The organism is Prauserella sediminis, assembly GCF_014195435.1.
Taxonomy (GTDB): Bacteria; Actinomycetota; Actinomycetes; order Mycobacteriales; family Pseudonocardiaceae; genus Prauserella; species Prauserella salsuginis.
Genome location: NZ_JACIBS010000001.1, coordinates 837,747 through 863,247, shown reverse-complemented (window position 1 = coordinate 863,247; position 25,501 = coordinate 837,747). Strand labels below are relative to the sequence as shown.

Below are 25,501 nucleotides of genomic sequence, written 5' to 3'. Positions count from 1 at the left end.
TCACGGCGTGGCGCGGCCCGGCGTCACGCGCCGCGCGGCTTTCGCGCCGCGTCCGGTGATCACCCCGGCCCAAAAGTACGTATTGTTGTGGAGGATTCGCCGTTTCGCCCGGGTGCTCCCCGGGTGGGCGAACACGCATGAACGAGGACCACTGCGGGTACCCAGCCAGGTGGGCCGCTGCCTACAGTGCTGACAACGCAGCGAAGTCGAAAGCACAGGTGATGATCGTGACCGGTCCACTGTCGTCAGGCCGTCAGGCGCCCGGACAGCCGAAGCTGCCCACGCCGCCGACCGGGTGGCCGATCGGTTCGTACAACACCTACGAGGAAGCACAGCGAGCCGTCGATTATCTCGCGGACAACGACTTCGCCGTGCGTGACGTGACGATCGTCGGGGTCGACCTGATGCTCGTGGAACGCGTCATCGGGCGGTTGTCGTGGGGCCGCGTGCTCGGCACCGGTGCGGCGTCCGGCGCGTGGTTCGGCCTGTTCGTCGGCCTGTTGCTGAGCATGTTCAGCACCGCCGAGGGCATGGCGGCGGCGCCGATCCTCATCGGACTCCTCGTCGGTATCGGATTCGGTGTCGCGTTCGCGGCGGTGAGCTACGCGTCGACTCGCGGCAGGCGGGATTTCTCGTCGTCGAGTCAACTGGTGGCCGGCCGTTACGACGTGCTGTGCCAGCCGCGGAACGCCGAACAGGGCCGCGATCTGCTCGCGAAGCTGAACATGGGTACCCACGGCTGACGAGTACCGGCCCGGAGCCGACGAGTGTGGGCATCCGGAGCTGAGGTGATCGCGATACGCGCGGGCGCGAACGGCGTCCGCGCGTAGTTCTTTCGTCGGTAGTTGCCCGCGCCTTCGCCCCGAATCGTTACAGAGTGCGCTTGCCCTCCGTGATCATTGGGAATACCTTTCCCAATCGATCAATCGAGCGGTCGCAGGACCGTGAATTTCCCGGATTCTCATGCACGACGCGGTGCGGAGGCGGATTCCTCCGATCCGCGTGTATGACGTGGAGGAGGAGGAAATGGCGAAACGGCGGACGCGGCCCCGTCGGCACCGGCCACCCGCACGGGCGGCGGGCCTGGCGTGTGCTCTGGTCACCGGCGCAGGCCTGGTCACCGCGTGCGGCACCGACGACACCAGAACCATCGACGTCTACTACGCACCCGAGGACAACTTCCAGACGGTCGTCGACAACTGCAACGAGCAGGCCGACGGCCGCTACCGGATCGTCTACCACAAGCTGCCGCGTGACGCCGACGGCCAGCGGGAGCAGATGGTGCGCAGACTCGCGGCGGGCGACGAGACGATGGACGTGCTGGGGCTCGACGTCACGTGGGTTCCGGAGTTCGCCGAGGCGGGCTGGGTCGAGGAGTGGACCGGCGACCGCAAGGCGGAGGCACAGCGCGACGTCCTGCCAGGGCCGCTGGCGACCGCGAAGTGGGAAGGCAAGCTGTGGGCCGCGCCGAAGAACACCAACGTCCAGCTGCTCTGGTACGACGACCGCATCACACCGGAACCGCCGTCCACATGGGACGAGATGATCGAGGATTCGAAGCGGCTCAAACGTGAGGGCGAGCCGCATCAGATCCTGTTCACGGGCGCCCAGTACGAGGGCCTCGTCGTGGTCTACAACTCCATTGTGGAGTCGGCGGGCGGCCGGATCCTCTCCGATGACGGCAAGCGTGTGGTCATCGACGACGGTGCGGTCGAGGCGTTGCGCATCCTCAAGGAGGTCACCACCTCCGGGTTGACGGATCCGTCGCTGACGAACCAGCAGGAGGACGAGGTCCGCCTCGCGATGCAGCAGGGCCGCGGTGCCTTCGAGCTCAACTGGCCGTTCGTCTACGCCTCCTACGCCGCGGAGGAGCCGGACACCCTGCAGCACTTCAAGTGGGCGCCGTACCCGAGCGTGCAGCAGGGCGAGCCGGGCCGCAGCACCATCGGCGGCTACGACCTGGCCGTCTCGTCGGCGTCGACGAACAAGCCCGCTGCGTTCGACGCCGCGCTGTGCCTGCGCAGTGCGGAGCATCAGAAGTTCTCCGCGCTCTCCGACGGGGTGCCGCCGACCATCGAGTCGGTCTACGACGACACCGAGCCGCTCGACCCGTCGAAGTCGGCCGACCCCACCGGCAACCCGAGCATGGCGACCGAGTACCCGATGCGCGGCGCCATCAAGGAAGCCCTGCAGAACGCGGCGGTCCGGCCGTTGACGCCCGCATACCAGAATCTGTCCACGGTGATGGCCAAGGTGCTGTCACCGCCGTCCGACATCGACCCTCAGCGCACGGCGGAGCGTCTCCGTGAAGAGCTCACCGCCGCGCTCGACTCGAAGGGCGTGATCCCATGAGCCACGCGGTCACCGACGCCCCGGACGAGGGTTCCGCGGCGTCGCAGGCGAAGTCGAAGAAGGCCAAGCTCAGTGAAGGGAAGAAGGCCGAGCGCAGACTCGGCTGGCTGCTGTGCGCACCCGCGGCGATCGTCATGCTCGCCGTCACCGGGTATCCGATCGTCTACTCGATCTGGCTGTCGCTGCAGCGCTACGACCTGCGTTTTCCCGGCGAACAGGAGTTCGTCGGATTCGACAACTACATCGCCGTCCTGACGAACTCGTACTGGTGGACCGCCTTCGGCACGACGATGCTGATCACCGTCGTCACGGTGGCCATCGAATTCGTCCTCGGCATGGCGCTGGCGCTGGTCATGCATCGCACCCTCGTCGGCCGCGGGCTGGTTCGGACGGTCGCGCTGATCCCGTACGGCATCGTGACCGTGGCGGCGGCGTTCTCGTGGTACTACGCCTGGACACCGGAAACGGGATACCTCGCCAACCTCCTCGCCGAGGGCGGAGCCCCGCTCACCGAGTACGGGCCGTCGCTGCTGATCATCGCCCTGGCCGAGGTGTGGAAGACGACGCCGTTCATGGCCCTGTTGTTGATGGCGGGGCTGGCGCTCGTGCCGGACGACCTGATGCGGGCTGCCTCGATGGACGGGGCCAACGCGTGGCAGCGGTTCACCAAGGTGATGCTCCCGGTGATGAAACCGGCGATCCTCGTGGCGGTGCTGTTCCGCACGCTCGACGCGTTCCGGATCTTCGACAACATCTTCGTGCTCACCGGCGGGTCGAACGACACGTCGTCGGTGTCGATGCAGACCTACAACAACCTCATCAAAGGACTGAATCTCGGTATCGGATCCGCCATGGCGGTGCTGATCTTCCTGACGGTGGCGCTGATCGCGTTCGTCTTCGTGAAGGGCTTCGGCACGGCGGCACCGGGCAGTGACGACGGAGGTAAGCGCTGATGGCAATGCAGACGGCCACGGCAGGCCGCAAGGCGCGCTGGGCGCTGCTCGACATCATCGTCGTGGTGTACGCGCTCGTCCCGGTGCTGTGGATCGCGTCGCTGTCGCTGAAGTCGAAGGACACGATCGCCGACGGCAATTTCATCCCGCGCGAATGGACGCTGCAGAACTACAAGGACATCTTCGCGACCACGGAGTTCATCCGGCCGTTGTTCAACTCGATCGGCATCGCCCTCATCGCCACGTTCGTCGCGGTGATCCTGGGCATGATGGCGGCGTACGCGGTCGCCCGGCTGGAGTTCCCCGGCAAGAAGCTGCTCGTGGGGGTTTCGCTGCTGATCGCGATGTTCCCGCAGATCTCGCTGGTCACGCCGCTGTTCAACATCGAACGGGAACTGGGCCTTTTCGACACGTGGCCCGGCCTGATCCTGCCGTACATCACGTTCGCGCTGCCGCTGGCGATCTACACGCTCTCGTCGTTCTTCCGCGAGATCCCGTGGGAGCTGGAGAAGGCGGCGAAGATGGACGGCGCCACCCCGGCGCAGGCCTTCCGGAAGGTGATCGCCCCGCTGGCGGCACCCGGGGTGTTCACCACGGCGATCCTGGTGTTCATCCTGTGCTGGAACGACTTCCTGTTCGCGATCTCGCTGACCTCCACGGAGGCGTCGCGAACCGTTCCCGCGGCCCTGTCGTTCTTCACGGGTGCCTCGCAGTTCGAGGATCCGACGGGGACGATCTCCGCGGCCGCCGTCGTGATCACCATTCCGATCATCCTGTTCGTGTTGTTCTTCCAGCGCCGCATCGTCGCGGGGCTGACGTCCGGTGCCGTGAAGGGGTAAGGCAATGGCAGAGATCGTGCTCGACAAGGTGACCAAGCGCTATCCCGACGGGGCGCAAGCCGTGTCCGAGATGAACATCGAGATCGCCGACGGCGAATTCATCATCCTCGTCGGCCCGTCGGGGTGCGGCAAGTCCACCGCGCTGAACATGATCGCGGGCCTCGAGGACATCTCGGGCGGCGAACTGCGGATCGACGGGCAGCGTGCCAACGAGAAGTCGCCGAAGGACCGCGACATCGCGATGGTGTTCCAGTCCTACGCGCTGTATCCGCACATGAGCGTGCGGGAGAACATGGCGTTCCCGCTGCGGTTGGCGAAGGTCGACGACGCGACCGTCAACGAGAAGGTCGAGGAGGCGGCGCAGATCCTCGACCTGAACCAGCACCTCGACCGCAGGCCCGCGAACCTGTCCGGGGGACAGCGGCAGCGCGTCGCGATGGGCAGGGCGATCGTTCGCAGTCCGAAGGCGTTCCTCATGGACGAACCGCTGTCCAACCTGGACGCCAAACTGCGCGGTCAGATGCGCACGTCGGTGTCGAAGCTGCAGAAGCAGCTCGCCGTGACGACCGTGTACGTCACGCACGACCAGACCGAGGCGATGACGCTCGGCGACCGGGTCGTCGTACTGCGCGGCGGTCACGTGCAGCAGATCGGTTCGCCCCAGTTCCTCTACGAACAGCCCGCGAACCTGTTCGTCGCCGGGTTCATCGGCTCCCCGTCGATGAACTTCGTCCCCGGCACGCTTGAAGACGGGGTGCTCAAGAGCGTCCTCGGCACGACGGTGCTGACCGACCGGGTGCGCAGGCTCGTCGAGGCGGCCGGCGGACCGCGTGAGGTGATCGCGGGCATCCGGCCCGAGCACTTCGAGGACGTCTCGCTCGTGGACGAGAAGCACCGCGAGGCCGGTGCGACCTTCCGCTCCACCGTGGACGTCCTGGAATCGATGGGCGCGGAGAAGTATGCGTACTTCTCCCTCGACGAGCAGCTGACCGGCAGTGAGGAACTCGCCGAACTGGCCGCCGACGCGGGGTCGGCGGACGTGCCCGGCAGCGGGTCGACGATCGTGACCCGGCTCGACGCGGCCTCGGCCGCTGCCGAGGGCAGGGAGCTGGAGGTCTGGTTCGACCCGGAGCGGCTCCAGCTGTTCGACCCGAAGTCGGGCAAGAACCTGACCTTCGACGGCTGAGCGGGCGGCCCGCTGCCGGGACCGCCCACGCGGCGAAGGTGTGTCCCGCCGGGACGCACCTTCGCCGATTCGGCCGTTGCGGGGTCAGCGGCGCCGGGAGCGGATCGCTTCGATGACGGCGTCGTCCCACGAATGCGTCCGGATGAGCCGGTAGCGCTCACCCGCGACCCACAGGTACGCCTCGGCCTCGGTGCGCGACCCCACCAGGTCGGCCTGGCGCAGCATCCGAACCACCGGTTCGTACTCGTCGGTGTACCACCGCGCGGCGATCGTCGCCCGGTCGAGGAACACGCCGGAGTCCTGCATCAGCCGGAACCCCCACGCCTCGACGTGTTCGCCGAGTTCCGCGTAGTCCCACGGGTCGGTCACCACGACCGAGGCGCGGGCCTGGCCGGTGAGCGGCACGCGTTCGAGGAACAGCCGCCGGTAGTCCTTGACGATGAGGTCGCCGCGGTGGCGGATGCCGGCCGGGTCGAGTTTCGTGCGGACCTCGGTGACGAACGCGTCGATCGTGTCGAGCCCCAGGGCGTGCGCCACGGACACCCGGTGATGACCGTCGATGACGAAGTGCAGTTCGCCCACGCGGTACACCTCGATCGGCGGGATCGCCTCGCCGCGGCGACTGGCCAGCGCGAGGCGTTCCCAGCGCTGGCGGACCCGGCCCGAGGTCGGCCGGAACCGGCGGTCGAAGTCGGAGTCACGGTCGACACTGCCGACGATGCTGTCCAGCTTGATCACACGCAGGCCGAGGCGGCGCTGCCCCTCCCAGCCGAGCGCGGCGACCACCTCGCCGAACGGCAGCGTGATGTTCACGTCGTCGGGTTCGCGGCGCAGCCAGGTCGCGAGTCGCGACAGCACCTGCCGCCTGCGGGCGCGCAGGAAGTCGTGCTCGGCGTCGGCGCGGGGGAACCCGGTGTCGCGGTTCATGCCGAGCCCACCAGCGACCCGAGTTCGAGCACGTGGCTGCCCACGACGTTGCGCACCGTGGTGCCCGCCAGTCTGCGATCGCCCGCGGCCTCGCCCCAGGGGTGGATGTGGCCGTGCAGCAGCCACCGCGGCCGCAGTCGCCGGACGGTCTCGTGTAGACAGTCGAAGCCGTGGTGGGGCGGATCGTCGCGGTCGCCGACCCCGCGCGGCGGAGCGTGGGTCAGCAGGACGTCCACGGGCCGACCCCGGCACCGCCGGACCAGCCTGCGCGCTCTGCGTGCCTGCGCGCGCTGCGACCACTGGTTCGGCCCACCGTTGTAGCGCACCGATCCGCCGAGCCCTGCGATCCGCAGGCCCGCGGCCGTGACGACGCGGCCGTCGGCGTCGATCCCGCCGGCGGGCCCCGGCCAGGCCGTCGGGATGCCGCCCCGCAGCGGCAGGCCACGGTGACGCGTGAATCCCGTCAGATCCGGGTCGTGGTTCCCCGGCACGAACACCAGCGGCACGTCGAGCAGGTTCGCGAGGTGCTCGAGGTAGCCGAACGGCAGATCGCCCGCGCCGAGCACCACGTCGACCCGCGGGTCGAGGTCACGGCCGCACCACAGTGACTCGTCGACCTCGTCGGCGACCACCAGTGCTCGCACCATGGCGACAGGGTACGCCGACGCGGGCGCAGCACACGCGGTTCTGAGTGCAGGACACGCGTGGCTGAGCGCAGGACACGCGCGACGACGTAGCCGCGCGTCAGCGCGTCGCTAGGGGGTGGCGGCCGGGCGACGGGTGGGCGCAGGACACGCGCGACGTTTGGGTCAGCGCCGCCGCGTCAGTGGGTCACCGCGGCGGCGTCGGGGTTCATCGCGATGAACGCGATGACCACGACGAGCCAGGCGATGCCGAGCATGACGCCCCAGAACTTCAGGTCGGTGAGCTTGCGGATCATGACAACTCCCCATGAATGATCGATCGAACCCGGATGTGCCCCTCAGTGCCGGCCCGAGCGCGTGCTCAGAGCCAGCGGTTCTTCCGGAATATTCGATAGAGCAGCAGACAGAGGCCGAGAATGATCGCGAGCACCAGCGGATAGCCGAACTTGAAGTTCAGCTCCGGCATGTATTCGAAGTTCATGCCGTAGATGCCCGCGATCGCGGTCGGCACCGCGATGATCGCCGCCCAGGCGGTGATCTTGCGCATGTCCGAGTTGAGCTGCAGCGTGATCTTCCCCAGCGTGGCGTCGACCAGGGTCGTCAGCAGCTCGTCGAACGACTCGACGCGCTCGGCGACCGTCGTGACGTGGTCGTGCACGTTGCGGAAGTACGAGCGCACGTCCTCGGGCACCAGCCGGGTGTAGCCCTCGGAGAGCCTGCGCAGCGGCGTCGCCAGCGGCGAGACCGCACGCCGCAGCTCCAGCACCTCACGTTTGAACAGGTAGATCTGCTCCGACGTGACGCGGCTGCGCGGGGCGAACACCTCGGCTTCCATCTCGTCGATGTCGTCCTCGATCTTGTCGGTGACGTCGAGGAAGTGGTCGACGACGTGGTCGGCGATCGCGTGCAGGACGTCGGCCGGCCCGTTCTGCAGCCGCTCCGGATCGGCGTCCAGCTCGCGCCGCAACTGCGCCAGCCCCGTGTGGTTCCCGTGTCGCACGGTGATGATGAAGTCCTTGCCCAGGAACGCCATGAGCTCGCCGGACTCGACGATCTCGTTGGCCGTCGTCGGCGAGGAGTGCTCCACGTAGCGCACGGTGCGAAACACCATGAACAGCGTGTCGTCGTAGCGCTCGAGCTTCGGCCGCTGGTGCGCGTGCACGGCGTCCTCGACGGCCAGCTCGTGCAGGCCGAACGTCTCGGCGATGCCCTGGATCTGGGGTTCGGTCGGCTCGTGGAGGCCGATCCACACGAAGCCGTCGTCGCGGCCGCGGACCTCGTTGACCGCCTCTTCGTGTGTCCAGGTGCCGGGCTTGCGCTGGCCACCGATGTAGACGCCGCAGTCGACGACGGACGCCGACAGCGGCTGCGGCCGGCGCTGCGGGGCCTGCGCCGGGGCGCGGCGCCCACGGGCGCCTCTGCCGCCACGGCCCCGCAGGTTGCCGAAGGAAGGAATCGCAGGCATGGCTTCTCCAGGCTGAGTGTCGCCGGATCATCACTGAGGTGCCACGCCCGGCCGGTGTTCAACCGGTCGAGCTCGGCGGGTGCTCAGGACCGCTTCCGCGCTGGAGCGAACAGGGCTGCCACGGCGAGTGGACTCGCCGCCTGCAACCCGTGGCGCATGCCGCTCGCGGCAAGGGGAGGTGCGACTGGCCGACGTGGTCGGTCCGGACGCTGCTCGCCGGAGGGTCAGGCCGATTCGGGCCGGCGTGAGGAAGCGGTGCCCGTACTGAGCGGGCTGGCGGTACTGAGCGGACTATCGTCACTGCTCATCTGCATTCCTCACCTCCTTCGGCCGGTCTGCACGCGACGTGGTGTTGCTCGCGTTGACGCATTGCGCGCCGATGGTCAAGGGTACCTCTAGGGTTGTCTCGCATCATCGCTGGGGGATCTTCGAGGAGGGCTCTGACGTGCGGTTCGGAACTTGGGTGATCGTCGGGCCGGAGCGCCGGCATGGCTGATGTCGGCACGGTGAAGGAACGGCTGCGGCGGTTCGCCGACCACGAGGCGGCCGGGATTTCGCCGCTCTACTCCCATCTCGCGGGCCAAGCCGCCGAGGACGACGACGTCGCCGCGCTGCTGTCGGAGGCGGGCACCGACGGGGACACGCACCCGACGTTGCTGCTGGCGGCCGCGCACCGGCTGATCCAGGCGGAGCCGATCCACCCGCTGTCGCGGTACTACCCGTCGCTCGGCGGGATGGACGGCGTGGACGGTGCGACCTGGCCCGAGTTCCGCACGTTCCTGCTCGAACGCGCCGACCGTGTGGCGGACATCGTGCGCACCCGGTTCACCCAGACCAACGAGGTCAACCGCGCGGCCGTGCTGTATCCGGCCGTGGCGCGTGCGGCGAAGCAGGCGAAGGGCAAGGTCGGCCTGCTCGAGGTGGGCTGCAGCGCCGGGTTGCTGCTGGGGATGGACCGGTTCGCGTACCAGTACCGACTGCCGGGCGGGGAACAGCTCACGGCGGGTCCGAAGAAGACACCCGTCGGCCTGCACTGCGCGGTCGAGCTCGCCGAAGGGGCCGGGCCGCCGACGGTGCCGACGAAGCTGAACGTCGGCGCGAAGGTCGGCCTGGACCGCAATCCGGTCGACGCGCAGGACGACGACGAACTCGCCTGGCTCGAGGCGTGCGTGTGGGCCGATCAGCCGGACCGGATCCGCATGCTGCGCACGGCAGCGGCGGCCCAGGCCAAGGACGTCCCGGAACTGGTGGCGGGCGACGCCGTCGACGACCTGGCCGCGGCCGCGGCGCGGGTTCCGGAGGAACTGCCCCTCGTGCTGTTCAGCAGCCACGTGATGGCCTACATGGCGGCCGACCGGCGCGAAGCGTTCGTCACTGCGGTGGGTGAAATCGCCGAGAAACGACCGGTGTGGTGGGTCACGCTCGAGTCGTACGAGGCCGGGCTCGACGTGGTGCTGCCCGGCAGGGACGAGCTGGCCTACGGAGTGACGGCGCGTCCCACGCTCGGCCTTGTGACCTGGAAGAACGGCAGTCCCGACGCGCAGGCGCTCGCGCTTGCCGATCCGCACGGGCAGCGGATGACCTGGCTCGGCCCGTGAGACACGGGTCCGCGCCGGACGCCGGTGGCGTTCGCTACGGACCCGGCTCGAGTCCTCACTGAGAGTCGTGGGGCAGCATGTCCCATGCACGCAAAGTGTTGACCAGGTTTTCCGTCAACTCGTCGTGGTCGTCCATCCGAGTGAGTTCACGGTGGTCGACCCACCGGGCGTCGGACGCGTCGTCGCCCGGCGTCAGCCGCCCACCGCGAACGAGACAGCGGTAGTCGTTGATCAGGTACGGCTCGCGCATGATGCTGCCGACGAACGGACCTGCCTCGACGGCCAGTCCTGTCTCCTCGGCGAGTTCCCGCACCACCGCGGCGCGGTCGGTCTCGCCCGCTTCGACCCGTCCGCCCGGCAGTGACCAGCGGCCCCGTGCCGGATGATTCGCCCTACGGATGAGCAGCAGCCTGCCCGCGGCGTCGTGCACGATCCCGCCCACGCACCGGATGTGATCCATCCCGCTCCCGTCCCTCGGCCGCGACGAGCGGGCCGTCGTATCCGTCCTGCCGGCCTCCGGAAGCCCCGCGTGCAGGAGGTCAACGCGATGCGGCGGCGCCCGCCCCTGTGGTCACGATGGGTAGCGATCACGCTACGATCACCGCGCGTACTGCCCCAAGCGCAGGACTTACCTCCCGTAGCGACAGGTAGTGCGGTACAAACTTAGTGGCACCTCACCCAACAGGTCCAAGCAACTGGTCTGCACTCGAGAGACGGGATTGATCGCCGTGAACGCGAAGAAGCTCGCAGGAATTGCCGCTGTCGCGTTGGTTCTGTTCTTCGTGATCGCGCAGCCAGGTCAAGCTGCGGGTTTTGTCAACAACATCATCGGCTTCCTGCGCGACGCCGCCGAGGCCGTGATCACGTTCGTCAGCAACATCTTCACCTGACGCGCGTTACCCTCGGTTCATGTTCGCACCACGCGACCCAGACGAGTACCTCCTCGACACCGAACGTCGGGTGATCCGCATCCGACGCCATTGGGCGTGTCTCGGGTGGAACGTATTCGAGGCCATCGCCATGATCGCGATCTGCGTGATGATCTCGTACATCCTCCCGCCGTCGATGTGGGTCGTACAGAACCTGCTCTGGTACGCCGCGCTCGGCGTCGTCCTCTGGTTCTCGTACAAGGTCATCGAATGGTGGGTGGAACGCCTCGTCGTGACCGACAAGCGGTTCATCATGACGACCGGCGTCTGGACCACGCAGGTGCTGATGATGCCGATCACCAAGGTCACCGACCTCACCTACGAGCGGACCTTCGGCGGGCGCATCTTCGGGTACGGCACGACGGTCATCGAGTCGGCCGGCCAGATCCAGGCGCTCAACAAGATCCGGTACCTGCCGGAGCCGGAGAACTTCTACGACACGATCTCGGAGCTCGTCTTCGGCGACAAGCAGAAGCAGGCCGAGCGGTTCTCCATGATCAAGGCGCAGCGCGCCGCCCGCGGCAAGAAGGTCCGCGGCTGACGGTCCTGCGTCGTCGCTGCAGCGCAGGACCACGTGCTGCGGTCGTCGCGGTGCCTGCCGCGGGGGCGCCCCGCGCGCGTGTTGGACAATGGACGTCGTGCGCATCGACCTGCATACCCATTCGACCGTCTCCGACGGCACGGACGACCCCACCGAGCTCGTCGCCGTCGCGGCGGCCGCCGGGCTCGGTGTCGTAGCGCTGACCGACCACGACACGACCGCGGGCTGGCGGCCGGCGGCCGAGGCACTGCCGCCGGGGATGCGGCTCGTGCCAGGGGCCGAACTGTCGTGCGTATCCGACGACGGCCGCGGTGGGCGGGTCAGCGTGCATCTGCTGGCCTACCTGTTCGACCCCGACGCCCCCGCCATCGTCGCCGAGCAGCGGCGACTGCGGGAGCAGCGACGGTCGCGCCTGCGGGCGATCGCCGACCGGATGGCCGCCGACGGGCTGCCGGTGGACGCCGACGAGATCCTGGGCAGCCTCGGCCCGGACGCCCCGGCCGGTAGGCCGCACCTGGCGCAGGCGCTCGTGCGTGCGGGGCTGTGCGACACCGTCGACGAGGCGTTCGCGAGCTATCTGGCGACCGGTCGCGGGTACTCGGTGCCGCGCCGGGACACCCCGGTCGAACATGCTATCGACATGATCGCCGAGGCGGGCGGTGTGACGGTGCTGGCGCATCCGTTCGCGTTCCAGCGTGGCCCGACGGTGACGGCCGAGGTCGTCGAGACGCTGGCACGACGCGGTCTCACCGGGGTCGAGGTCGACCACCCCAATCACGACGCGCGCACTCGCGACGAGCTGCGCGCCCTGGCGAAGGATCTCGGGCTCGTGCGCACCGGGTCGAGCGATTACCACGGAACGAACAAGTCGATCCGGATCGGCCAGGAGGTCACGCCGCCGGAGGAGTTCGACGCACTGGTCGCGCAGGCCACGGGGACCGACGTCGTGGTCGGCGGCTGAGGCGGCGATGGACTACTTCAACCTGACGCTGTTCACCGAGGCTCTGATCACGCTCGTGGTCATCATGGATCCGCCCGGCACGGTGCCGGTGTTCTTGAGTCTCGTCGGCCGCAAACAACCGTCGGCGCGGGCGCGGGCCGCGTTGCAGGCGGTGCTGGTGTCGTTCCTGGTCGTCGCGCTGTTCGCCGTCGCGGGACAGGCGATCCTGGCCTACCTGGGCATCGGCATCCCTGCGTTGCAGGGCGCGGGCGGGCTGCTCCTGCTGCTCGTCGCCCTGGACCTGCTCACCAGCAAGGGCGGCAGTGAGCCCGAAGTGGCCGACGACGTGAACGTCGCACTGGTGCCGCTGGGGACTCCGCTGCTGGCCGGGCCGGGTGCCATCGCCGCGACGATCGTGTTCGTCCGCGAGGCCGACGGCGATGCCGGCGGCTACATCGCGCTGGCGTGCGCCATCGTGGCCGTCCACGTGATCATCTGGGTGTGCATGCGCTACTCCGGAGTCCTCATCAAGGTGCTGCGGGAGAGCGGCATCACGCTGCTCGCGAAGATCGCCGGTCTGCTGTTGGCGGCGATCGCGGTGCAGCTGGTGGCGGATTCGGTGCGCGGCTTCATCGCCGGCGCGTGAGGTGTCGGGGACTGTCGGTACGGTGCGCGTGATGGAGCAACTGGGGTTCGACTTCGGTGTGACGCCGCGTCGCCTGATGAAGGTGACGCCGGCGCGGTTGTCGACGTTCGACGATTGCCCGCGCCGCTACCGCCTGGCGTACGTCGACCGTCCGACGCCGCAGCGCACGGGGCCGTGGGCGCACAGCACCCTCGGCGCGGTGGTGCACAACGCCCTGCGTGCGCTGTTCGACCTGCCCGCTGCCGAACGCACACCTGCACGCGCCGCCGCGCTCGTGGACCGGCACTGGAAGGGCGCCGGGTTCGCCGATTCCGAACAGGCCGGGCGGTACCGGCGGCTCGCGAAAGAGTGGACTTCCCGGTACGTCGCCGACCACGACCTGAACACCGACCCTCGTGGCGTCGAGCGGTGGGTGTCGGCGCCGGCGGCGGGTGGGGACGGTCCGGCGTCGATGATCGTGGAAGGTCGCGCCGACCGGATCGACGAGCGTGACGGCGAACTCGTGGTCGTCGACTACAAGACCGGCAGGCGTGCGCCCGACGAGCACGAGGCGCGTTCCTCCCAAGCGCTTGCGTTGTACGCCGTCGCGGCCGAACGGACCCTGCACACGCCGTGCCGGCGCGTCGAGCTGCACCATCTGCCGAGCGGCACGGTCGCTGCGGCCGAGCACACGTCCGACAGCCTGAGCAGGCAGCTCACCCGGGCGGAGGAGACGGCCACCGACCTGCAGCAGGCCGCGGATAAGCTGGCCGACGGCGGCGACCCGGACGAGCTGTTCCCGGCGCGTACCGGCCGCCGTTGCGCGTGGTGCGATTTCCGTCCGAGCTGCCCCGCCGGACAGCAGGCAGGCCCGGCGGCGCGGTCGTGGGATCTGCTCGCTCCGCTCCACGACGATGCCGATGACGACCGCACCGGGGGCTCCGGTGACGGCACCGGCGGCGCTGGGGACGGCGCGGCCGGTGACGGCGAGCGCGGCGGGGACGGGACTTCGGCGCGCGCCACGGCCGGAGCCGACCGATCATCAGGGGGTGTGTCGTGACCCGGGCTCCGGGCTGGACGAGGACGACGGCAGCGGCCGACCGCACCGAACCACTGGAGACGCCCGTGACCGAACCGGACGCGCCGGGGGCGGGCGGGCGCGCGTGGCGGGGCTTCACCGGCTCGGTAGCCGCGGGATTCACGCTGTTGGCGGTCGTGGTGCTCGTGGTGGCGCTCGCCACCGACGGCGGGCCGGGCATGGCGGTCGTCGTGTGGCACCTGCTCGGTGCGGTGGCGGCACTCGCGCTGCAGGTGGTGCTGGTCGACCGGGGACGGGGCCCGGCCGCGGGGCTGGCGGGCGTCGGCGTGGTCGGTCTCGCCGGCATCGTGCTGTGGACGTGTTGGTGGGCATGAGGTCCGGCCTGCGCCGAGGTGAGTCCGCGGCAGCCGGGCAGTCGGCCGCTGAGCCGCGGCCGGCCGCGATGAGGACTACGTGCGCCCGCAGGCCGTGAGAACGGTGGTGGCGGTTCTGCCGATTCGGGCCGAGGTGGCCGGGGTTGGAACGGCGGCCGCTCGAGTGCCGTGAGAACCGGCGCGTGTCGGTTGTAGCGCGCTGCGGGCGGCAGGGGACACGGACCGCCGGAGGGGCGGCCAGGGGTCATTCGATCGTTCTGATCACGTGGGCGGGGACTCCCGCGACCAGGGTGCCTGCGGGTACGTCCCGGGTGACGACGGCGCCTGCGGCGACCACCGAACCGGCTCCGATGGTCACTCCCTGGGTGACCACGGCGGCCGTCCCGATCCACACGTCGTCTTCGACGACGATCGGGGCGAAGGAGAGGTACTCGCGACGTTCGGCGAGGCGCAGCGGGTGGCCTCCGGTGATGAGGCTGACCTTCGGGGCGATCATGACGCCGTTGCCCAGGTGGATTCCGCCTTTGTCCATGAGCGTGCACCCCTGGTTGATGAACACGTTCTCCCCGAATGTCGTGTTCAGTCCGTGTTCGGTGAACAGCGGCGGATAGATGGTCACCGAATTCGGGAGTGGGCCGCCGAAAACAACGGAAAGTAGTTCGGCGCGCTTCTCGTGGTCGCTGAACGGCAGCACGTTCAGCCGAGACGTCGCGTCGGTCACCTCGGCGATCCGTTCCGCGTGGTGCGCGAACTCGGGCGTGTGGACGTACATGACCTGGTCTGTGCGGGTGGACATGCGCTGATCCCACCACCGCACGGAAGTCGTAATCAAACAACACTACGCCGCACGCGATACAACTGACGGTTGTGAAAGTACGGTGACGATGTGGATATCGACGCGCTCCGGACGTTCGTGACCGTCGCCGAGACAGGCCAGTTCCAGGCCGCGGCGGACGAGCTGTGGATCAGCCAGCAGGCGGTCTCCAAGCGGATCGCCGTCCTGGAGCGTCATCTCGAGGTCTCGCTCCTGGTGCGGACCTCCCGCGGCTCCCGGCCGACGCTGGACGGGCAGGTCTTCCTGCCGCACGCCAAGAACGTCCTCAACGCTCTAGATCAAGCCGAGCTAGCCGTGCGCCCCGGCAGCAGGCCGTTGCGGGTCGATGTCCTCAACCGGCGTATCGCTCCGGCCCAGGCCGTGTACCGGTTCTACCTTTCCCACCCGGAGATGAACCTGGACGCGGTCACGTTGAGCGACGAGAACGCGGTCCAGGCCGCCCAAGCCGTGCTCGACGGAACGGTCGACGCGTCGTTCCGCGCCCTGCCGGCATCCCAGGTGCCTGCCGGTATCCGAGCCGAACGACTGCTGGACGCGCCGCTGGAGCTATTGGTCGGGCCCGGCCATGCGCTGGCGAGCGAGTCGTCGGTCAGGCCGGCGGACCTGGCCGGCCACCGCATCTGGATCCCCGGGATCAGGCGGGGATCTGAGTGGGAGGCGTTCTATCGGGCGCTGTCCGAGGCCTTCGGGTTGAGCATCGACGCGTTGGGTCCCCACTTCGGTGACGAGGCACTGATGGACGCGCTGGCCGACTCGGCCTCGCTGGCCAGCCTCGTCGGCAGCGGGGATCGGTACCTGTGGCCTCGGAATCACGACCTGCGGCGAATCCCGTTGCGCGAACCCACACCCGTGTACCCGCATGCCCTGCTGTGCCGCAGTGGGGATGAGCACCCGCTGCTCGCCGCACTGCGCGACCATCTGCGCACTACACGGCCGCGAACCCCGGACGGTGCATGGACACCGGACGATGCATGGACACCGGACCGGATGGGCGACTGACCGGCCACGGCGGCGCCCGGACCACCGCCGAGCGGCCACACAGCATTTCCGGCACCCGGAAGCCGCAACACGGGCCCCGAAAGCCGCAACACGCGGCTGAATGCAGAGCACCCGGGCGTGAACGCAGAACACGCGCGGCTGAACGCAGAACACGCGGGTCCGAATGCAGAACACGCGGGGGGCGACGACCGGCTACGGCCGTGGCTCCCGAACGCCCCTAGATCCAGGCTCGCCATTCGGCGAGCAGGACGTCGAGCAGGGCGTGCGGGTTCTCGGTGTTGGGCGAGTGTGCTGCCTGCGGAACGACCGTGAACGCTGCGGCGAGTCTGCGGGCCATGTCTTTCTGCTGATCGACCGACCAGGCGTCGTCGTGTTCGCCCGCGACGACCAGTGCGGGGCGGTCGCCGAGTGCGGCGGCGAGCTCGTCGGTGCGGTCCGGTTCGGTGCGCAGGCCCCTGGCCATACCGAGCAGGCCGGCCGCGCTCGAGCTGACGAACCGCGTGCGCAGGAACGCGCGCAGTTCCGCGGCGGGCAGCCCGCCGAGCTGTTCGCGAATTGCGTAGACGGCTTCGACACCCTGGGCGCGCAGCAGCGGTTCACCCGCTTCGAGTGCCTGTGCACGGAGGCCGTGCGGCAGCCGGGCGGGACCGCTGTCGAGCAGCGTCAGCCCGGCGACCGGCGCGCCCGCGAGCACGGCGCCGCGGGAGACGAGCCCGCCGTAGGAGTGGCCGAGCAGCACGACAGGGCCGTCGAGCGAGGCGATCAGGTCGGCGACGACCTCCCCGAGCCGGTCCGGCAGGTAGGCGGTCTCGTCGTCGGGTCCCGGTGACTCGTACTGGCCTGGCAGGTCGATCGCCAGCGGATGCAGGCCGCCGTCGGCGATGCCGTCCAGAAGCGGGGCGAAATCCTCCTTCGACCCCGTGTAGCCGGGTACGAGCAGTGCGGTGCCGCCCGCATCGGCCGGCGCGGGGCCGGACAGCGCGGCGATGCCGCCGGGAAGGTCGATGCGCCTGCCGCCGTGCGGGGACAGCTGGGAGAACGCGGTCATCGGGGGTCTCCCGTCATCGCAGTGCCACCACCTCGTCGCCGCGGCGTTCGAGCACGACGGGGCCCGCGGTGGCCATGGTGATCTGTCCTCGATGGTCGTCTCGGTCGACGGCGATCGTGCGGACCGTGTCGCCGCTCGCGGGGTCGAGCACGGCCAGGCCGCCGCCGATCGGTGCGAGATACCGGCCCGCGTACGACGTTCCGGCGCCGCGCGTGTTGTGCACCGTCCACTGCGGAGTCAGGTCCGCCGTGGACAGTGCCATGGTGCGGGATCCGGTGAACCAGTAGACGTTCCGCGGTCCGCGGACGGTGGGCATCACCCCGTCGCGCGGTTCGCGGTCCAGATCGGACCGGGGAAGGTCGAGCGGATACCGAGTCCGCTCCCGGCCCTTGGCGTCGTACAGCACCAGTTCCTTCGCCTCGGGCAGCAGCACCGCCGAGCCGCCCGGCACCATCGCGACGAGCTTGGCGCCTCGTTCGGGCAACGTCTGGGAGAACTCCTGTTCCGGCTGGTCGGACTCCTCGGGCGCGGCCTTGAGCACGGTCAGCAGGGCACCGGTGCGGCCTGGGCAGCGTTCGATCACGCCGACCCGGCCCGACGCCGCGGCGACGGTGCCGTACCGGCAGTTCGGCCGCGGCTGGTACCCCGCGTTGACCTGCGCGTACACCCGGCCGAACTCCATGCTCTTCACCAGATCGTCGCGCCAGGTGTTGAGCAGTCGATCGCCCGTGGTGGTCACGTATCCGCCGTCGCCGAGGAGCCTGGTGCCGCGTTCGGCGTCACCGTTGCGCTGCGCGGTGCGCGTGCCGGTTCCGGCGTCGAGCTGGGTGACCTCACTGCAGCCCGCGTCCTTGCGGTAGACGGCGAGTGCGCGTTCCCACTCGGCGCCGACGGTGCACAGCGGCAGGTCGCGGGCGTACCGCCAACGGACCGAGCCGGTCTCGGGGTCCCTGCCGGTGACCTCGCCGCCGTCGCCGGTGATCACGGTGCCCGCGGTCGCGACGGGCGCGGGGGTCGCTGCGCTCGGCGCCCGCCACGCCTCGTGGAACTCGGCGGGCACGGACGCCGGCTGGGCGGGGGTGTTCGCGGGCGGGGGCGCGGTCTCGCTGATCGTGGCCCTGCTGTCGCTGCCGGCCCAGACGACGAGGCCCGCCACGACGGCCGCCACGCCGAGCAGCGCCGCCGCGATGCGGTCGCGGCGGCGGTCCCACGGCGAGCGGCGGCTCCGCACCGTGGTCGATGCGGAGCCGCTGTTGTTACCGACCGTGTCGCCGGTCGTGCCGCCGGAGTCCGGCGGGAATGATCCGGTGGAGCTCACGGATGTCAGTCTGCCGTGGCGGACGTTTCGCTCGTGTTGGTGGTCTGCGCAGCGTTGTCCTGCGTGGCCTCGCCGCTGCCCCGGCCGCGGCCGCCACGGCGGCGACGCCTGCGCGCGGGACGCTGGCCGCCGTCGGCCTGGGCGTCACCGGAGGCGGCGCCGTCGGCCGAGGCGTGACTCTCGGTGGCGGGCTTCGAACCGCTGCCGCCACTGCGGGTGCGGCGGCGCGACCGCGACCTGCCCGAACCGGACGAGGCCGTGGCGCCGTTCTCGCTGTCGGCCTGCGACGTCGAACCGGAGGACTCGGCGGAATCGCCGTCGGCGGACTGGCCGCCACGGGTGCGCCTGCGGGGCTTGCGGTTGCGCGAACGGGTCGCGCCGCTCTCCCTGGACCCGCCGCGCTCGCGGGACCCGCCCCGCTCGCGCCGCTTGTCGCCCAGGTCCTCGGCGTCCTCCGCGGCCAGGCCCTCGCGGGTGCGCTTGCTCAGCGGCAGGCGGCCCGTCGCGTCCTCGGCGATGCCGAGGTCGGAGAAGAGGTGCTTGGACGTCGAGTAGGTCTCCACCGGCTCCGGCTGGCCGAGGCCGAGCTCGTCGGAGATCAGCTTCCAGCGAGGGATCTCGTCCCAGTCGACGAGCGTGACCGCCACGCCGGTCTTGCCCGCACGGCCGGTGCGGCCGATGCGGTGGACGTAGGTCTTCTCGTCCTCGGGCATCTGGTAGTTGATGACGTGGGTCACGTCGTCGACGTCGATGCCGCGCGCGGCGACGTCGGTGGCGACGAGCACGTCCACCTTGGAGGAGCGGAAGGCGCGCAGCGCCTGCTCCCGCGCGCCCTGGCCGAGGTCGCCGTGCACGGCCGCCGCGGCGAACCCGCGGTCGGTGAGCTCGTCGGCGACCTTCTGCGCGGTGCGCTTCGTGCGCGTGAAGATCATCGTCAGGCCACGGTCGGTGGCCTGCAGCACCTTCGCGACCAGCTCGGGCTTGTCCAGCGAGTGTGCCCGGTAGACGAACTGCGTCGTGCGCTCGTGGATGGCACCCGCGTCGTTCTCCTCGGCGCGGATGTGCGTCGGCTGGGTCAGGAACGTCCTGGCCAGGGTGATGATCGGGCCGGGCATGGTGGCCGAGAACAGCATTGTCTGCCGCTCGTCCGGCACCATCCGCAGGATGCGCTCGATGTCGGGCAGGAAGCCCAGGTCGAGCATCTCGTCGGCTTCGTCGAGCACGAGCGAACGCACCTTGCCGAGCACCAGGTGGCGCTGTTCGGCCAGGTCCAGCAGCCTGCCGGGGGTGCCGACGACGATGTCGACGCCGCGCTGCAGCGCTTCGATCTGCGGTTCGTAGGGCCTGCCGCCGTAGATCGACTCGACGGTGATGCCGAGGTTCGCACCCGCCTCGGCGAGGTCCTTGGTGACCTGCACGCACAGCTCGCGGGTGGGGACGACGATCAGCGCCTGCGGCGTGCCGTCGCCCGGCGTGTCGAGCCGCTGCAGCAGCGGGACACCGAAGCCCAGGGTCTTGCCCATGCCGGTCCTGGCCTGCCCGATGACGTCGTCGCCCTTGAGGGCCAGCGGCAGCGTCAGCGCCTGAATGGCGAAGGTGCGGTGTTTGCCCGACGCCTCGAGCGCCGAGATGATCTCGGGCTTCAGGCCGAACTCGGCGAAGGCCGGCGTTTCGGCTTCCGCCGCGGGCCGGGAGACGTCGGGTGCGACATCGGTGGCGGGACCGTCGGCGCTATCGGTGCCGGCGGTCTGGTTCTGGTCCTGGATGATGGGAAATCGCCTCTCTCATACCGGCGCGCAAGCCAGGCATATACCGCGATGGCTCGACCACACTCACATCCGTGCTTTCGCGTTCATGACCAGCGAAGAAATACGGTGTGGGAACATCGCCGAGGCGTGCACGCACATTGCTTCTCACCTGCGTGTTCACGTGCCACGAATATGTCTTTCGCGGCGTTCACGAGTGGTGAAAATCGCTCTCGGTTCTCAAGTGTACAGCGAAGACGCCGACATATCGTGATGCCTGCCGCATTCGATCACGTGTCGTTGGTAACTGCTGGCCGGTTTGCGCTCTCGACTACGGTGAACGGCGTGACGGAGGCGCGTGCGGAAATCAGTAGCGGCGTGGTCGACCTGCTCGGGGTCCTGGCCTACGGCGAGTTGTCGGCGTTCGATCGGCTGGCCGAGGATGCGCGATCGGCTCCGACCCTGGCCGGGCGGGTCGCACTGGCGTCCATGGCAGGCGCGGAGATCGGGCACTACGAGATGCTCGCCAACCACCTGTACGCCCACGGTGCTTCGGTCGAGGAGGCGATGCAGCCGTTCCGCAAGCACGTCGACGCGTTCCAGGAGTCGACGGCGCCGCGGACGTGGCTGGAGTCGCTGGTCAAGGCGTACGTCGTCGACAACCTGGCCGCGGACCTGTACCGCGAGCTCTCGACCGTGCTCGACGACGAGGTGCGGCGCATCGTGCTCACGGTGCTCGACGACACCGGCCATTCGGCGTTCGCCGAACGCGAGGTGGCGGCTGCCATCGAGGCCGACAGCACCCAGCGCGACCGGTTGTCGCTGTGGTCGCGGCGGCTGCTCGGGGAGGCGCTGACGCAGGCGCAGTACATCGTGGCCGAGCGGGACGGGCTCGCCGAGCTCATCGTGGCCGGTTCGGTCGACCTGTCCGGGATCGCCGCGTTGTTCCGCAAACTCCAGCAGGGACACGCCAAGCGCATGCAGGTCCTCGGCCTCGGCTGAGTGGAACACGTCCGGCGCGCTAGCCTGGACGGGGAACGAACAGGCTCAACTTTTTCGCAGCGGAGGTTGCACGTGGAGGTCAAGATCGGCATCAAGGACACCCCGCGGGAGCTGGTGGTGTCCAGCGGCCAGACGCCCGAGGAGGTCGAGAAGCTGGTCGCCGAAGCGCTGGGTGCCGACGACGGCCTGTTCAGCCTGACCGACGACAAGGGCCGTAAGTACCTGGTCCCGTCCGACCGCATCGCCTACGTCGAGATCGCGCCGTCGGACTCCCGTCGCGTCGGCTTCGCCGTCGGCGGCTGATCCGCCGCCCCTCGAACCAGCGAACGCCGCGCCTCCCGGATCGGGAGGCGCGGCGTTCGTCGTGTGCGGGCAGGTTCAGTGCGCGGTCGCCTCGACCTCTTCGAGGGTGGTCGGCACCGCGAACGGCGGGGTGCTCGTGCCCATGATCCGGTACCGGTCCCACGGGTCGGGGTCGGAGATCTCGCCCTCGGCGGTGCCCTCCGGGGTGCTCAGTCGCACCTTCCGCTTCTTGCCGCCGGTGAGGGTCATGAGCTCGTCGTTGGGCTTGATCCGGCCGTACCAGTGGTAGTAGCCGTCGATCGGCTGGAAGTGGCCGCGCAGGTGCACCTCCACCGCCACTTCGGTCTCGTCCACCAGCAGTGTCGCCGCGCCGGTGTAGCCGTCCTCGTCGTGTTCGCTCATTGTGCTGCTCCAGCTTCGTCGATGGGGCGTGCGGTGTCGTCGCCGGCGTCCTCGCTGCGGCTGAACTGGACGATCTTGTTGGTATCGACCGGCCGGTCGGGGTCGATCTCGATGCCGTGCTGCCTGGCGAGGCCGTCGATGGCCGCCCAGATGATCTGGGTCAGGTACTCCACCACGGCGTCGCGGCTCATGCTGCGCCTGGCCAACCACCATTCGCCGGTGTTGTGGACCAGCCCGACCACGCCGTGCGCCCAGGGTTCGGCCGCGCCGGAGTCGACGTTGAACATGCGCAGGTAGTCCCCGAGCAGCGCGGTCAGCGCGTTGGCGATGAGCGCCTTGTCCTCCGCGACGACGTCGGTGACCTCCGAGTCCAGCGGGCGGTCGGCGAACCGTCTGCGCGCGAGCAGGCGGTAGAGGTTGGGGTGCTCTTCGAGCACGGTGAAGAACGCGTCGAGCGCCGTGCGGATGCGGGGTACCGGGGCGAGCTCGGTGTTGATCGCGGGCATGAGGCGTTCGAAGAGGATCTCGGTGCCGCGGTCGCCGAGGGCGAGGTAGAGGTCCGCCTTGTCCTCGAAGTGGCGGTAGAGCACCGGCTTGGTTACGCCCGCCGCGGCTGCGACGTGTTCCATTCCGAGGTCGGGGCCCTGCTCCTCGAGCGCGGCGAGTGCCGCGTCGACGAACTCGGCCCGGCGTGCGATGCGGTGCTTGCGCCAACGGTCCTTACGGGCGTCACCACTTCCGGGTGTTGCCTTGTCGGACGACTTCTTCTTGCTCGACTTGACAGGGTCCGGCATGCCTTTCATGCTACCAGAAGTAACTGTTACTGGAAGTTACATGAACTGCGACAGGTGCTCCCGGAGCAGCCCCGGATTGCGGGCCGGCCGGGGAGCAGCCAGCCGTCAGCTGTGAAAGGTGGTAGGCCGCAATGACGCGGACCCTGGGCGATGCCGGGCGGGAGAAGACCGCTGAGCGTCTTCTGAAGTCGTCGGCCAACAAGTTCTACGACCCTGAAGTCGACATCGACTGGGACGCTCCCCTCGTCGAGGGCAAGCGGTTCATCCCCGAGGAACGTTCGAGCCTCTACGGCACCGAACTGTGGGACAGGCTCACGCCCGAGCAGCGCATCGAGCTCGGCAAGCACGAGATGGCCAGCATCGCCACGAACGGCATCTGGTTCGAGGTCATCCTCATGCAGCTGCTGCTCAAGGAGGTCGACAACGGCGACCCGACCACGAGTCACGCGCAGTACGCGCTGACCGAGATCGCCGACGAGTGCCGACACTCGACGATGTTCGCGCGCATGTCCAACAGGTTCGACTGCCCGCACTACGGCCCGGTGAAGTGGCGGCACCGACTGGCCAGGATCCTCCCGATCATCGGATACGGCCCCGCGCTGTACGGCTCGATCCTGGTCGCCGAGGAGATCCTCGACCGGCTCCAGCGCGAGCAGATGAACGACCCGCAGATCCAGCCGCTGGTGCGCATGGTCAACCGCATCCACGTGCTGGAGGAGGCGCGGCACGTCACGTTCGCGCGCGAAGAGGTGACCCGCCGGATCAAGGGCATGGGCAAGGTCGAGCTGGCCTACCAGCGCTGGATGATCGCGTTCGTGTCCTGGCACATCTGCCGCAGCCTGATCAACCCGCACGTCTACAAAGCCGTCGGCATCCGCCCCAAGGAGGGGTACCAGGCTGCGCTGAACAATCCGCACTGGCGGGCCACGCTGTTGTTCTCGGGCGAGAAGATCATGCCGTTCCTCGACGAGGCCGGCCTGGTCGGCGCGCCCGGCATGAGGCTGTGGCGCAGCGCGGGCCTGCTGCCGAACAAGTGAGGGCATCCGTGGTGACGACCGTGACCGCGTCGGACGGCGCGCGCATCGCCGTCGAGACCAGCGAACCGGAAGGCGGCGGCGACCATCGGGTCACGCTCGTGCTCGTGCACGGGTGGACCCAGGATCGGCGCACCTGGGACCGCGTGGTGGGCGAACTCTCCCCGGGGGTGCGCACCGTGCGCTACGACCTGCGCGGTCACGGCGACTCCGACCCCGCGGGGCCGCGGTCGGCGACGATCGACCGGCTGGCCGACGACCTCGCCGAGGTCATCGCCACGCAGGTGCCGTCGGGCCCGATCGTGCTGGCAGGGCATTCGATGGGTGGCATGACGATCATGGCGCTCGCGGACCGGCACCCGGACCTGGTGGCCCGACGCGTCGCCGGGGCGGCGTTCGTGGCGACGTCGTCGGGGAACATGGACCGCCTCACGCTCGGCTTTCCGGGCGCGCTGGGCAGGGGTGCAGCGCGCCTGGAACGCCGGCTCGCCAAGCTGCTGGTGGCCTACCGGCGGGAGCGGCTGCCGGTGGCACGGCCGCTGGCGGCACTGGGCGGCCGGTTCCTGGTGTTCGGCAAACGGCCGCGGAAGGACGACGTGCGCTCGGTCGCGGAACAGCTGCGCAAGGCGCATCCGCGCAGTATCGGCGGGTTCCAGAACGCGATCTCGCTGCACAACCGTGTGACCGCACTGGCGGCGCTGGCGACCGTGCCGACGGTGGTGCTCGTCGGTGACCGGGACCGGCTCACGCCGGTGGAGCACGCGGAGGCCATCGCCGAGGAGCTGCCCCATGCGCGGTTCGTGCTGTTCCCTGGTGCGGGGCACATGATCACGCAGGAGCGCTGGACCGGTGTCGCCGATGCGATCGCCGGTCTGATCGCCGACGCCGGTACCACCGCCGTGCCCGGGGGCACGGCAGCGGACGGTGCCGCTACGGACCGTGCCGCTACAGGGGGTGCTGAAGCGGGAAGCCCGCGCCGATCCCGCGCCACGCCAACGTCGACGTGAGCCGTACGGCGTCGTCGCGGCTGACGTCGCTGCCGCGATCCAGCCAGTAGCGTGCGCTGACCTGGCTCATGCCCACGAGGCCGACGGCCAGCAGTCGCGCCCGCTCCGCGTCGAGCCCGGCGTCGGACATGATCGTCTTGGCGATCGCGTCCACCGTCGCGCTGGTCGCCCTGTCGACGGCCCGCTGCACGTCGGGTTCGCCGCGGAGATCGGATTCGAAGACCATGCGGAACGCACCGGCGTCGCCGTTGACGAAGTCGAAGAACGCGCCGACGGCGTTCTGGACCCGCTGCTTGTTGTCCGTGGTGGACGAGAGCGCGTCCTCGACCGCGCGCACCAGGTCGTCGACGTGGCTTTCCAGCAGCGCGATGTAGAGCTCGAGCTTGCCGGGGAAGTGCTGGTAGAGCACCGGTTTGCTGACACCCGCCTGTTCGGCGATGTCGTCCATGGCCGCCGAGTGGTAGCCGTTCGCAGCGAACACCTGTTGTGCCGCGGTCAGCAGTTGGGCACGTCGCTGCGTGCGGGGCAGCCGCACGCCCTTGCCGTGCGCCGTTTCGGTCATCTCTTGCCTCCAGACTTCCCAGGGCACATTACTCGCCAGT

The 25,501-nt window shown here is 69.4% G+C and carries 27 protein-coding genes and 1 pseudogene; 17 read left to right on the top strand and 11 right to left on the bottom strand.

Annotation, left to right across the window (positions count from 1 at the left end; all coding sequences use genetic code 11):
* Nucleotides 1–221 precede the first annotated feature (221 nt).
* From FB384_RS03825 to FB384_RS03805, 5 genes are all read left to right on the top strand, one after another.
* A complete protein-coding gene (locus tag FB384_RS03825; protein ID WP_183779195.1) occupies nt 222–743 on the top strand; it encodes a general stress protein in 522 nt (173 codons plus the stop codon).
* 283 nt (nt 744–1,026) lie between these two features.
* Nucleotides 1,027–2,352, top strand: a complete 1,326-nt coding sequence (locus FB384_RS03820) for an ABC transporter substrate-binding protein (protein WP_183779193.1) — start codon at nt 1,027–1,029, stop codon at nt 2,350–2,352.
* Nucleotides 2,349–3,305: a carbohydrate ABC transporter permease gene (locus tag FB384_RS03815; protein WP_183779191.1), complete on the top strand. Its 957-nt coding sequence runs from the start codon at nt 2,349–2,351 to the stop codon at nt 3,303–3,305. The genes FB384_RS03820 and FB384_RS03815 overlap by 4 nt, the downstream gene beginning before the upstream one ends.
* The gene (locus FB384_RS03810) at nt 3,305–4,144 is read left to right on the top strand and encodes a carbohydrate ABC transporter permease (protein ID WP_183779189.1); all 840 of its coding nucleotides are present in this window, start codon (nt 3,305–3,307) and stop codon (nt 4,142–4,144) included. The genes FB384_RS03815 and FB384_RS03810 overlap by 1 nt, the downstream gene beginning before the upstream one ends.
* 4 nt (nt 4,145–4,148) lie before the next feature.
* Nucleotides 4,149–5,330, top strand: a complete 1,182-nt coding sequence (locus FB384_RS03805) for an ABC transporter ATP-binding protein (RefSeq protein ID WP_183779187.1) — start codon at nt 4,149–4,151, stop codon at nt 5,328–5,330.
* A gap of 84 nt (nt 5,331–5,414) precedes the next feature.
* Here FB384_RS03805 and FB384_RS03800 read toward each other — a convergent pair whose 3' ends face one another.
* The 3 genes from FB384_RS03800 to corA all read right to left on the bottom strand — a co-directional run bounded on the left by FB384_RS03800 (nt 5,415) and on the right by corA (nt 8,366).
* Nucleotides 5,415–6,257, bottom strand: a complete 843-nt coding sequence (locus FB384_RS03800; protein ID WP_183779185.1) for a ParB N-terminal domain-containing protein — start codon at nt 6,255–6,257, stop codon at nt 5,415–5,417.
* Complete coding sequence (locus FB384_RS03795) at nt 6,254–6,904, bottom strand: metallophosphoesterase family protein (protein ID WP_183779183.1); 651 nt, start codon at nt 6,902–6,904, stop codon at nt 6,254–6,256. Before FB384_RS03795 ends, FB384_RS03800 begins: the two co-directional genes overlap by 4 nt.
* A gap of 358 nt (nt 6,905–7,262) precedes the next feature.
* Nucleotides 7,263–8,366, bottom strand: a complete 1,104-nt coding sequence (gene corA / locus FB384_RS03790; protein WP_183779181.1) for a magnesium/cobalt transporter CorA — start codon at nt 8,364–8,366, stop codon at nt 7,263–7,265.
* Nucleotides 8,367–8,854: 488 nt separating this feature from the next.
* Here corA and FB384_RS03785 point away from each other — a divergent pair, with 488 nt between their 5' ends.
* Nucleotides 8,855–9,964, top strand: coding sequence for a DUF2332 domain-containing protein (locus tag FB384_RS03785; RefSeq protein WP_183779179.1), 1,110 nt, complete (start codon nt 8,855–8,857; stop codon nt 9,962–9,964).
* Between the two features lie 55 nt (nt 9,965–10,019).
* On the opposite strand, the gene FB384_RS03780 is transcribed toward FB384_RS03785, so the two are convergent.
* On the bottom strand, nt 10,020–10,424 hold the full coding sequence (locus tag FB384_RS03780) for an NUDIX hydrolase (protein WP_183779177.1): 405 nt from the start codon (nt 10,422–10,424) through the stop codon (nt 10,020–10,022).
* Nucleotides 10,425–10,692: 268 nt separating this feature from the next.
* Between FB384_RS03780 and FB384_RS03775 the strand changes: the two genes are divergently transcribed.
* The 6 genes and pseudogenes from FB384_RS03775 to FB384_RS03750 all read left to right on the top strand — a co-directional run bounded on the left by FB384_RS03775 (nt 10,693) and on the right by FB384_RS03750 (nt 14,412).
* Nucleotides 10,693–10,854 (top strand): hypothetical protein, encoded by a 162-nt coding sequence (locus tag FB384_RS03775; RefSeq protein ID WP_183657701.1) that lies wholly within the window; start codon nt 10,693–10,695, stop codon nt 10,852–10,854.
* Between the two features lie 19 nt (nt 10,855–10,873).
* On the top strand, nt 10,874–11,434 hold the full coding sequence (locus FB384_RS03770) for a PH domain-containing protein (RefSeq protein ID WP_183779175.1): 561 nt from the start codon (nt 10,874–10,876) through the stop codon (nt 11,432–11,434).
* A gap of 88 nt (nt 11,435–11,522) precedes the next feature.
* Nucleotides 11,523–12,395: a PHP domain-containing protein gene (locus FB384_RS03765; protein ID WP_183779173.1), complete on the top strand. Its 873-nt coding sequence runs from the start codon at nt 11,523–11,525 to the stop codon at nt 12,393–12,395.
* A 7-nt stretch (nt 12,396–12,402) separates the two neighbouring features.
* On the top strand, nt 12,403–13,020 hold the full coding sequence (locus FB384_RS03760) for a MarC family protein (protein WP_183779171.1): 618 nt from the start codon (nt 12,403–12,405) through the stop codon (nt 13,018–13,020).
* Between the two features lie 31 nt (nt 13,021–13,051).
* Nucleotides 13,052–13,903 (top strand): annotated as a pseudogene (locus FB384_RS03755) (RecB family exonuclease); the annotation flags it as partial.
* Nucleotides 13,904–14,055: 152 nt separating this feature from the next.
* Nucleotides 14,056–14,412, top strand: coding sequence for a hypothetical protein (locus tag FB384_RS03750; protein WP_183779167.1), 357 nt, complete (start codon nt 14,056–14,058; stop codon nt 14,410–14,412).
* Between the two features lie 244 nt (nt 14,413–14,656).
* On the opposite strand, the gene FB384_RS03745 is transcribed toward FB384_RS03750, so the two are convergent.
* Nucleotides 14,657–15,208 carry a sugar O-acetyltransferase gene (locus FB384_RS03745; protein WP_221212637.1) on the bottom strand — a complete coding sequence of 184 codons (552 nt, stop codon included), beginning with the start codon at nt 15,206–15,208 and terminating at the stop codon, nt 14,657–14,659.
* A 90-nt stretch (nt 15,209–15,298) separates the two neighbouring features.
* Between FB384_RS03745 and FB384_RS03740 the strand changes: the two genes are divergently transcribed.
* Nucleotides 15,299–16,246, top strand: a complete 948-nt coding sequence (locus FB384_RS03740; protein WP_183779165.1) for a LysR family transcriptional regulator — start codon at nt 15,299–15,301, stop codon at nt 16,244–16,246.
* A 217-nt stretch (nt 16,247–16,463) separates the two neighbouring features.
* On the opposite strand, the gene FB384_RS03735 is transcribed toward FB384_RS03740, so the two are convergent.
* From FB384_RS03735 to FB384_RS03725, 3 genes are read right to left on the bottom strand one after another with little or no spacing between them, the layout of a single operon-like run.
* Nucleotides 16,464–17,294 (bottom strand): alpha/beta fold hydrolase, encoded by an 831-nt coding sequence (locus FB384_RS03735; RefSeq protein ID WP_183779163.1) that lies wholly within the window; start codon nt 17,292–17,294, stop codon nt 16,464–16,466.
* 13 nt (nt 17,295–17,307) lie between these two features.
* Nucleotides 17,308–18,612, bottom strand: coding sequence for an Rv3212 family protein (locus tag FB384_RS03730; protein ID WP_323985113.1), 1,305 nt, complete (start codon nt 18,610–18,612; stop codon nt 17,308–17,310).
* A gap of 5 nt (nt 18,613–18,617) precedes the next feature.
* A complete protein-coding gene (locus FB384_RS03725) occupies nt 18,618–20,381 on the bottom strand; it encodes a DEAD/DEAH box helicase (protein WP_183784916.1) in 1,764 nt (587 codons plus the stop codon).
* Between the two features lie 321 nt (nt 20,382–20,702).
* Here FB384_RS03725 and FB384_RS03720 point away from each other — a divergent pair, with 321 nt between their 5' ends.
* Nucleotides 20,703–21,359 carry a ferritin-like domain-containing protein gene (locus tag FB384_RS03720; protein WP_258938284.1) on the top strand — a complete coding sequence of 219 codons (657 nt, stop codon included), beginning with the start codon at nt 20,703–20,705 and terminating at the stop codon, nt 21,357–21,359.
* Between the two features lie 72 nt (nt 21,360–21,431).
* Complete coding sequence (locus FB384_RS03715; RefSeq protein ID WP_183779159.1) at nt 21,432–21,662, top strand: DUF3107 domain-containing protein; 231 nt, start codon at nt 21,432–21,434, stop codon at nt 21,660–21,662.
* A 75-nt stretch (nt 21,663–21,737) separates the two neighbouring features.
* Here FB384_RS03715 and FB384_RS03710 read toward each other — a convergent pair whose 3' ends face one another.
* Together FB384_RS03710 and FB384_RS03705 are read right to left on the bottom strand one after the other, a co-directional pair.
* Nucleotides 21,738–22,064, bottom strand: a complete 327-nt coding sequence (locus FB384_RS03710; protein WP_183779157.1) for a DUF4873 domain-containing protein — start codon at nt 22,062–22,064, stop codon at nt 21,738–21,740.
* Nucleotides 22,061–22,867 (bottom strand): TetR/AcrR family transcriptional regulator, encoded by an 807-nt coding sequence (locus FB384_RS03705; protein WP_183779155.1) that lies wholly within the window; start codon nt 22,865–22,867, stop codon nt 22,061–22,063. The genes FB384_RS03710 and FB384_RS03705 overlap by 4 nt, the downstream gene beginning before the upstream one ends.
* 122 nt (nt 22,868–22,989) lie before the next feature.
* On the opposite strand from FB384_RS03705, the gene FB384_RS03700 reads away from it, so the two are divergent.
* Both FB384_RS03700 and FB384_RS03695 read left to right on the top strand, forming a co-directional pair.
* On the top strand, nt 22,990–23,895 hold the full coding sequence (locus FB384_RS03700) for an AurF N-oxygenase family protein (protein ID WP_183779153.1): 906 nt from the start codon (nt 22,990–22,992) through the stop codon (nt 23,893–23,895).
* 20 nt (nt 23,896–23,915) lie between these two features.
* Complete coding sequence (locus FB384_RS03695) at nt 23,916–24,899, top strand: alpha/beta fold hydrolase (protein ID WP_221213379.1); 984 nt, start codon at nt 23,916–23,918, stop codon at nt 24,897–24,899.
* Here FB384_RS03695 and FB384_RS03690 read toward each other — a convergent pair.
* On the bottom strand, nt 24,838–25,461 hold the full coding sequence (locus tag FB384_RS03690) for a TetR/AcrR family transcriptional regulator (RefSeq protein ID WP_183779151.1): 624 nt from the start codon (nt 25,459–25,461) through the stop codon (nt 24,838–24,840). The two genes, FB384_RS03695 and FB384_RS03690, sit on opposite strands and share 62 nt — an antisense overlap.
* Between the last annotated feature and the right edge of the window lie 40 nt (nt 25,462–25,501).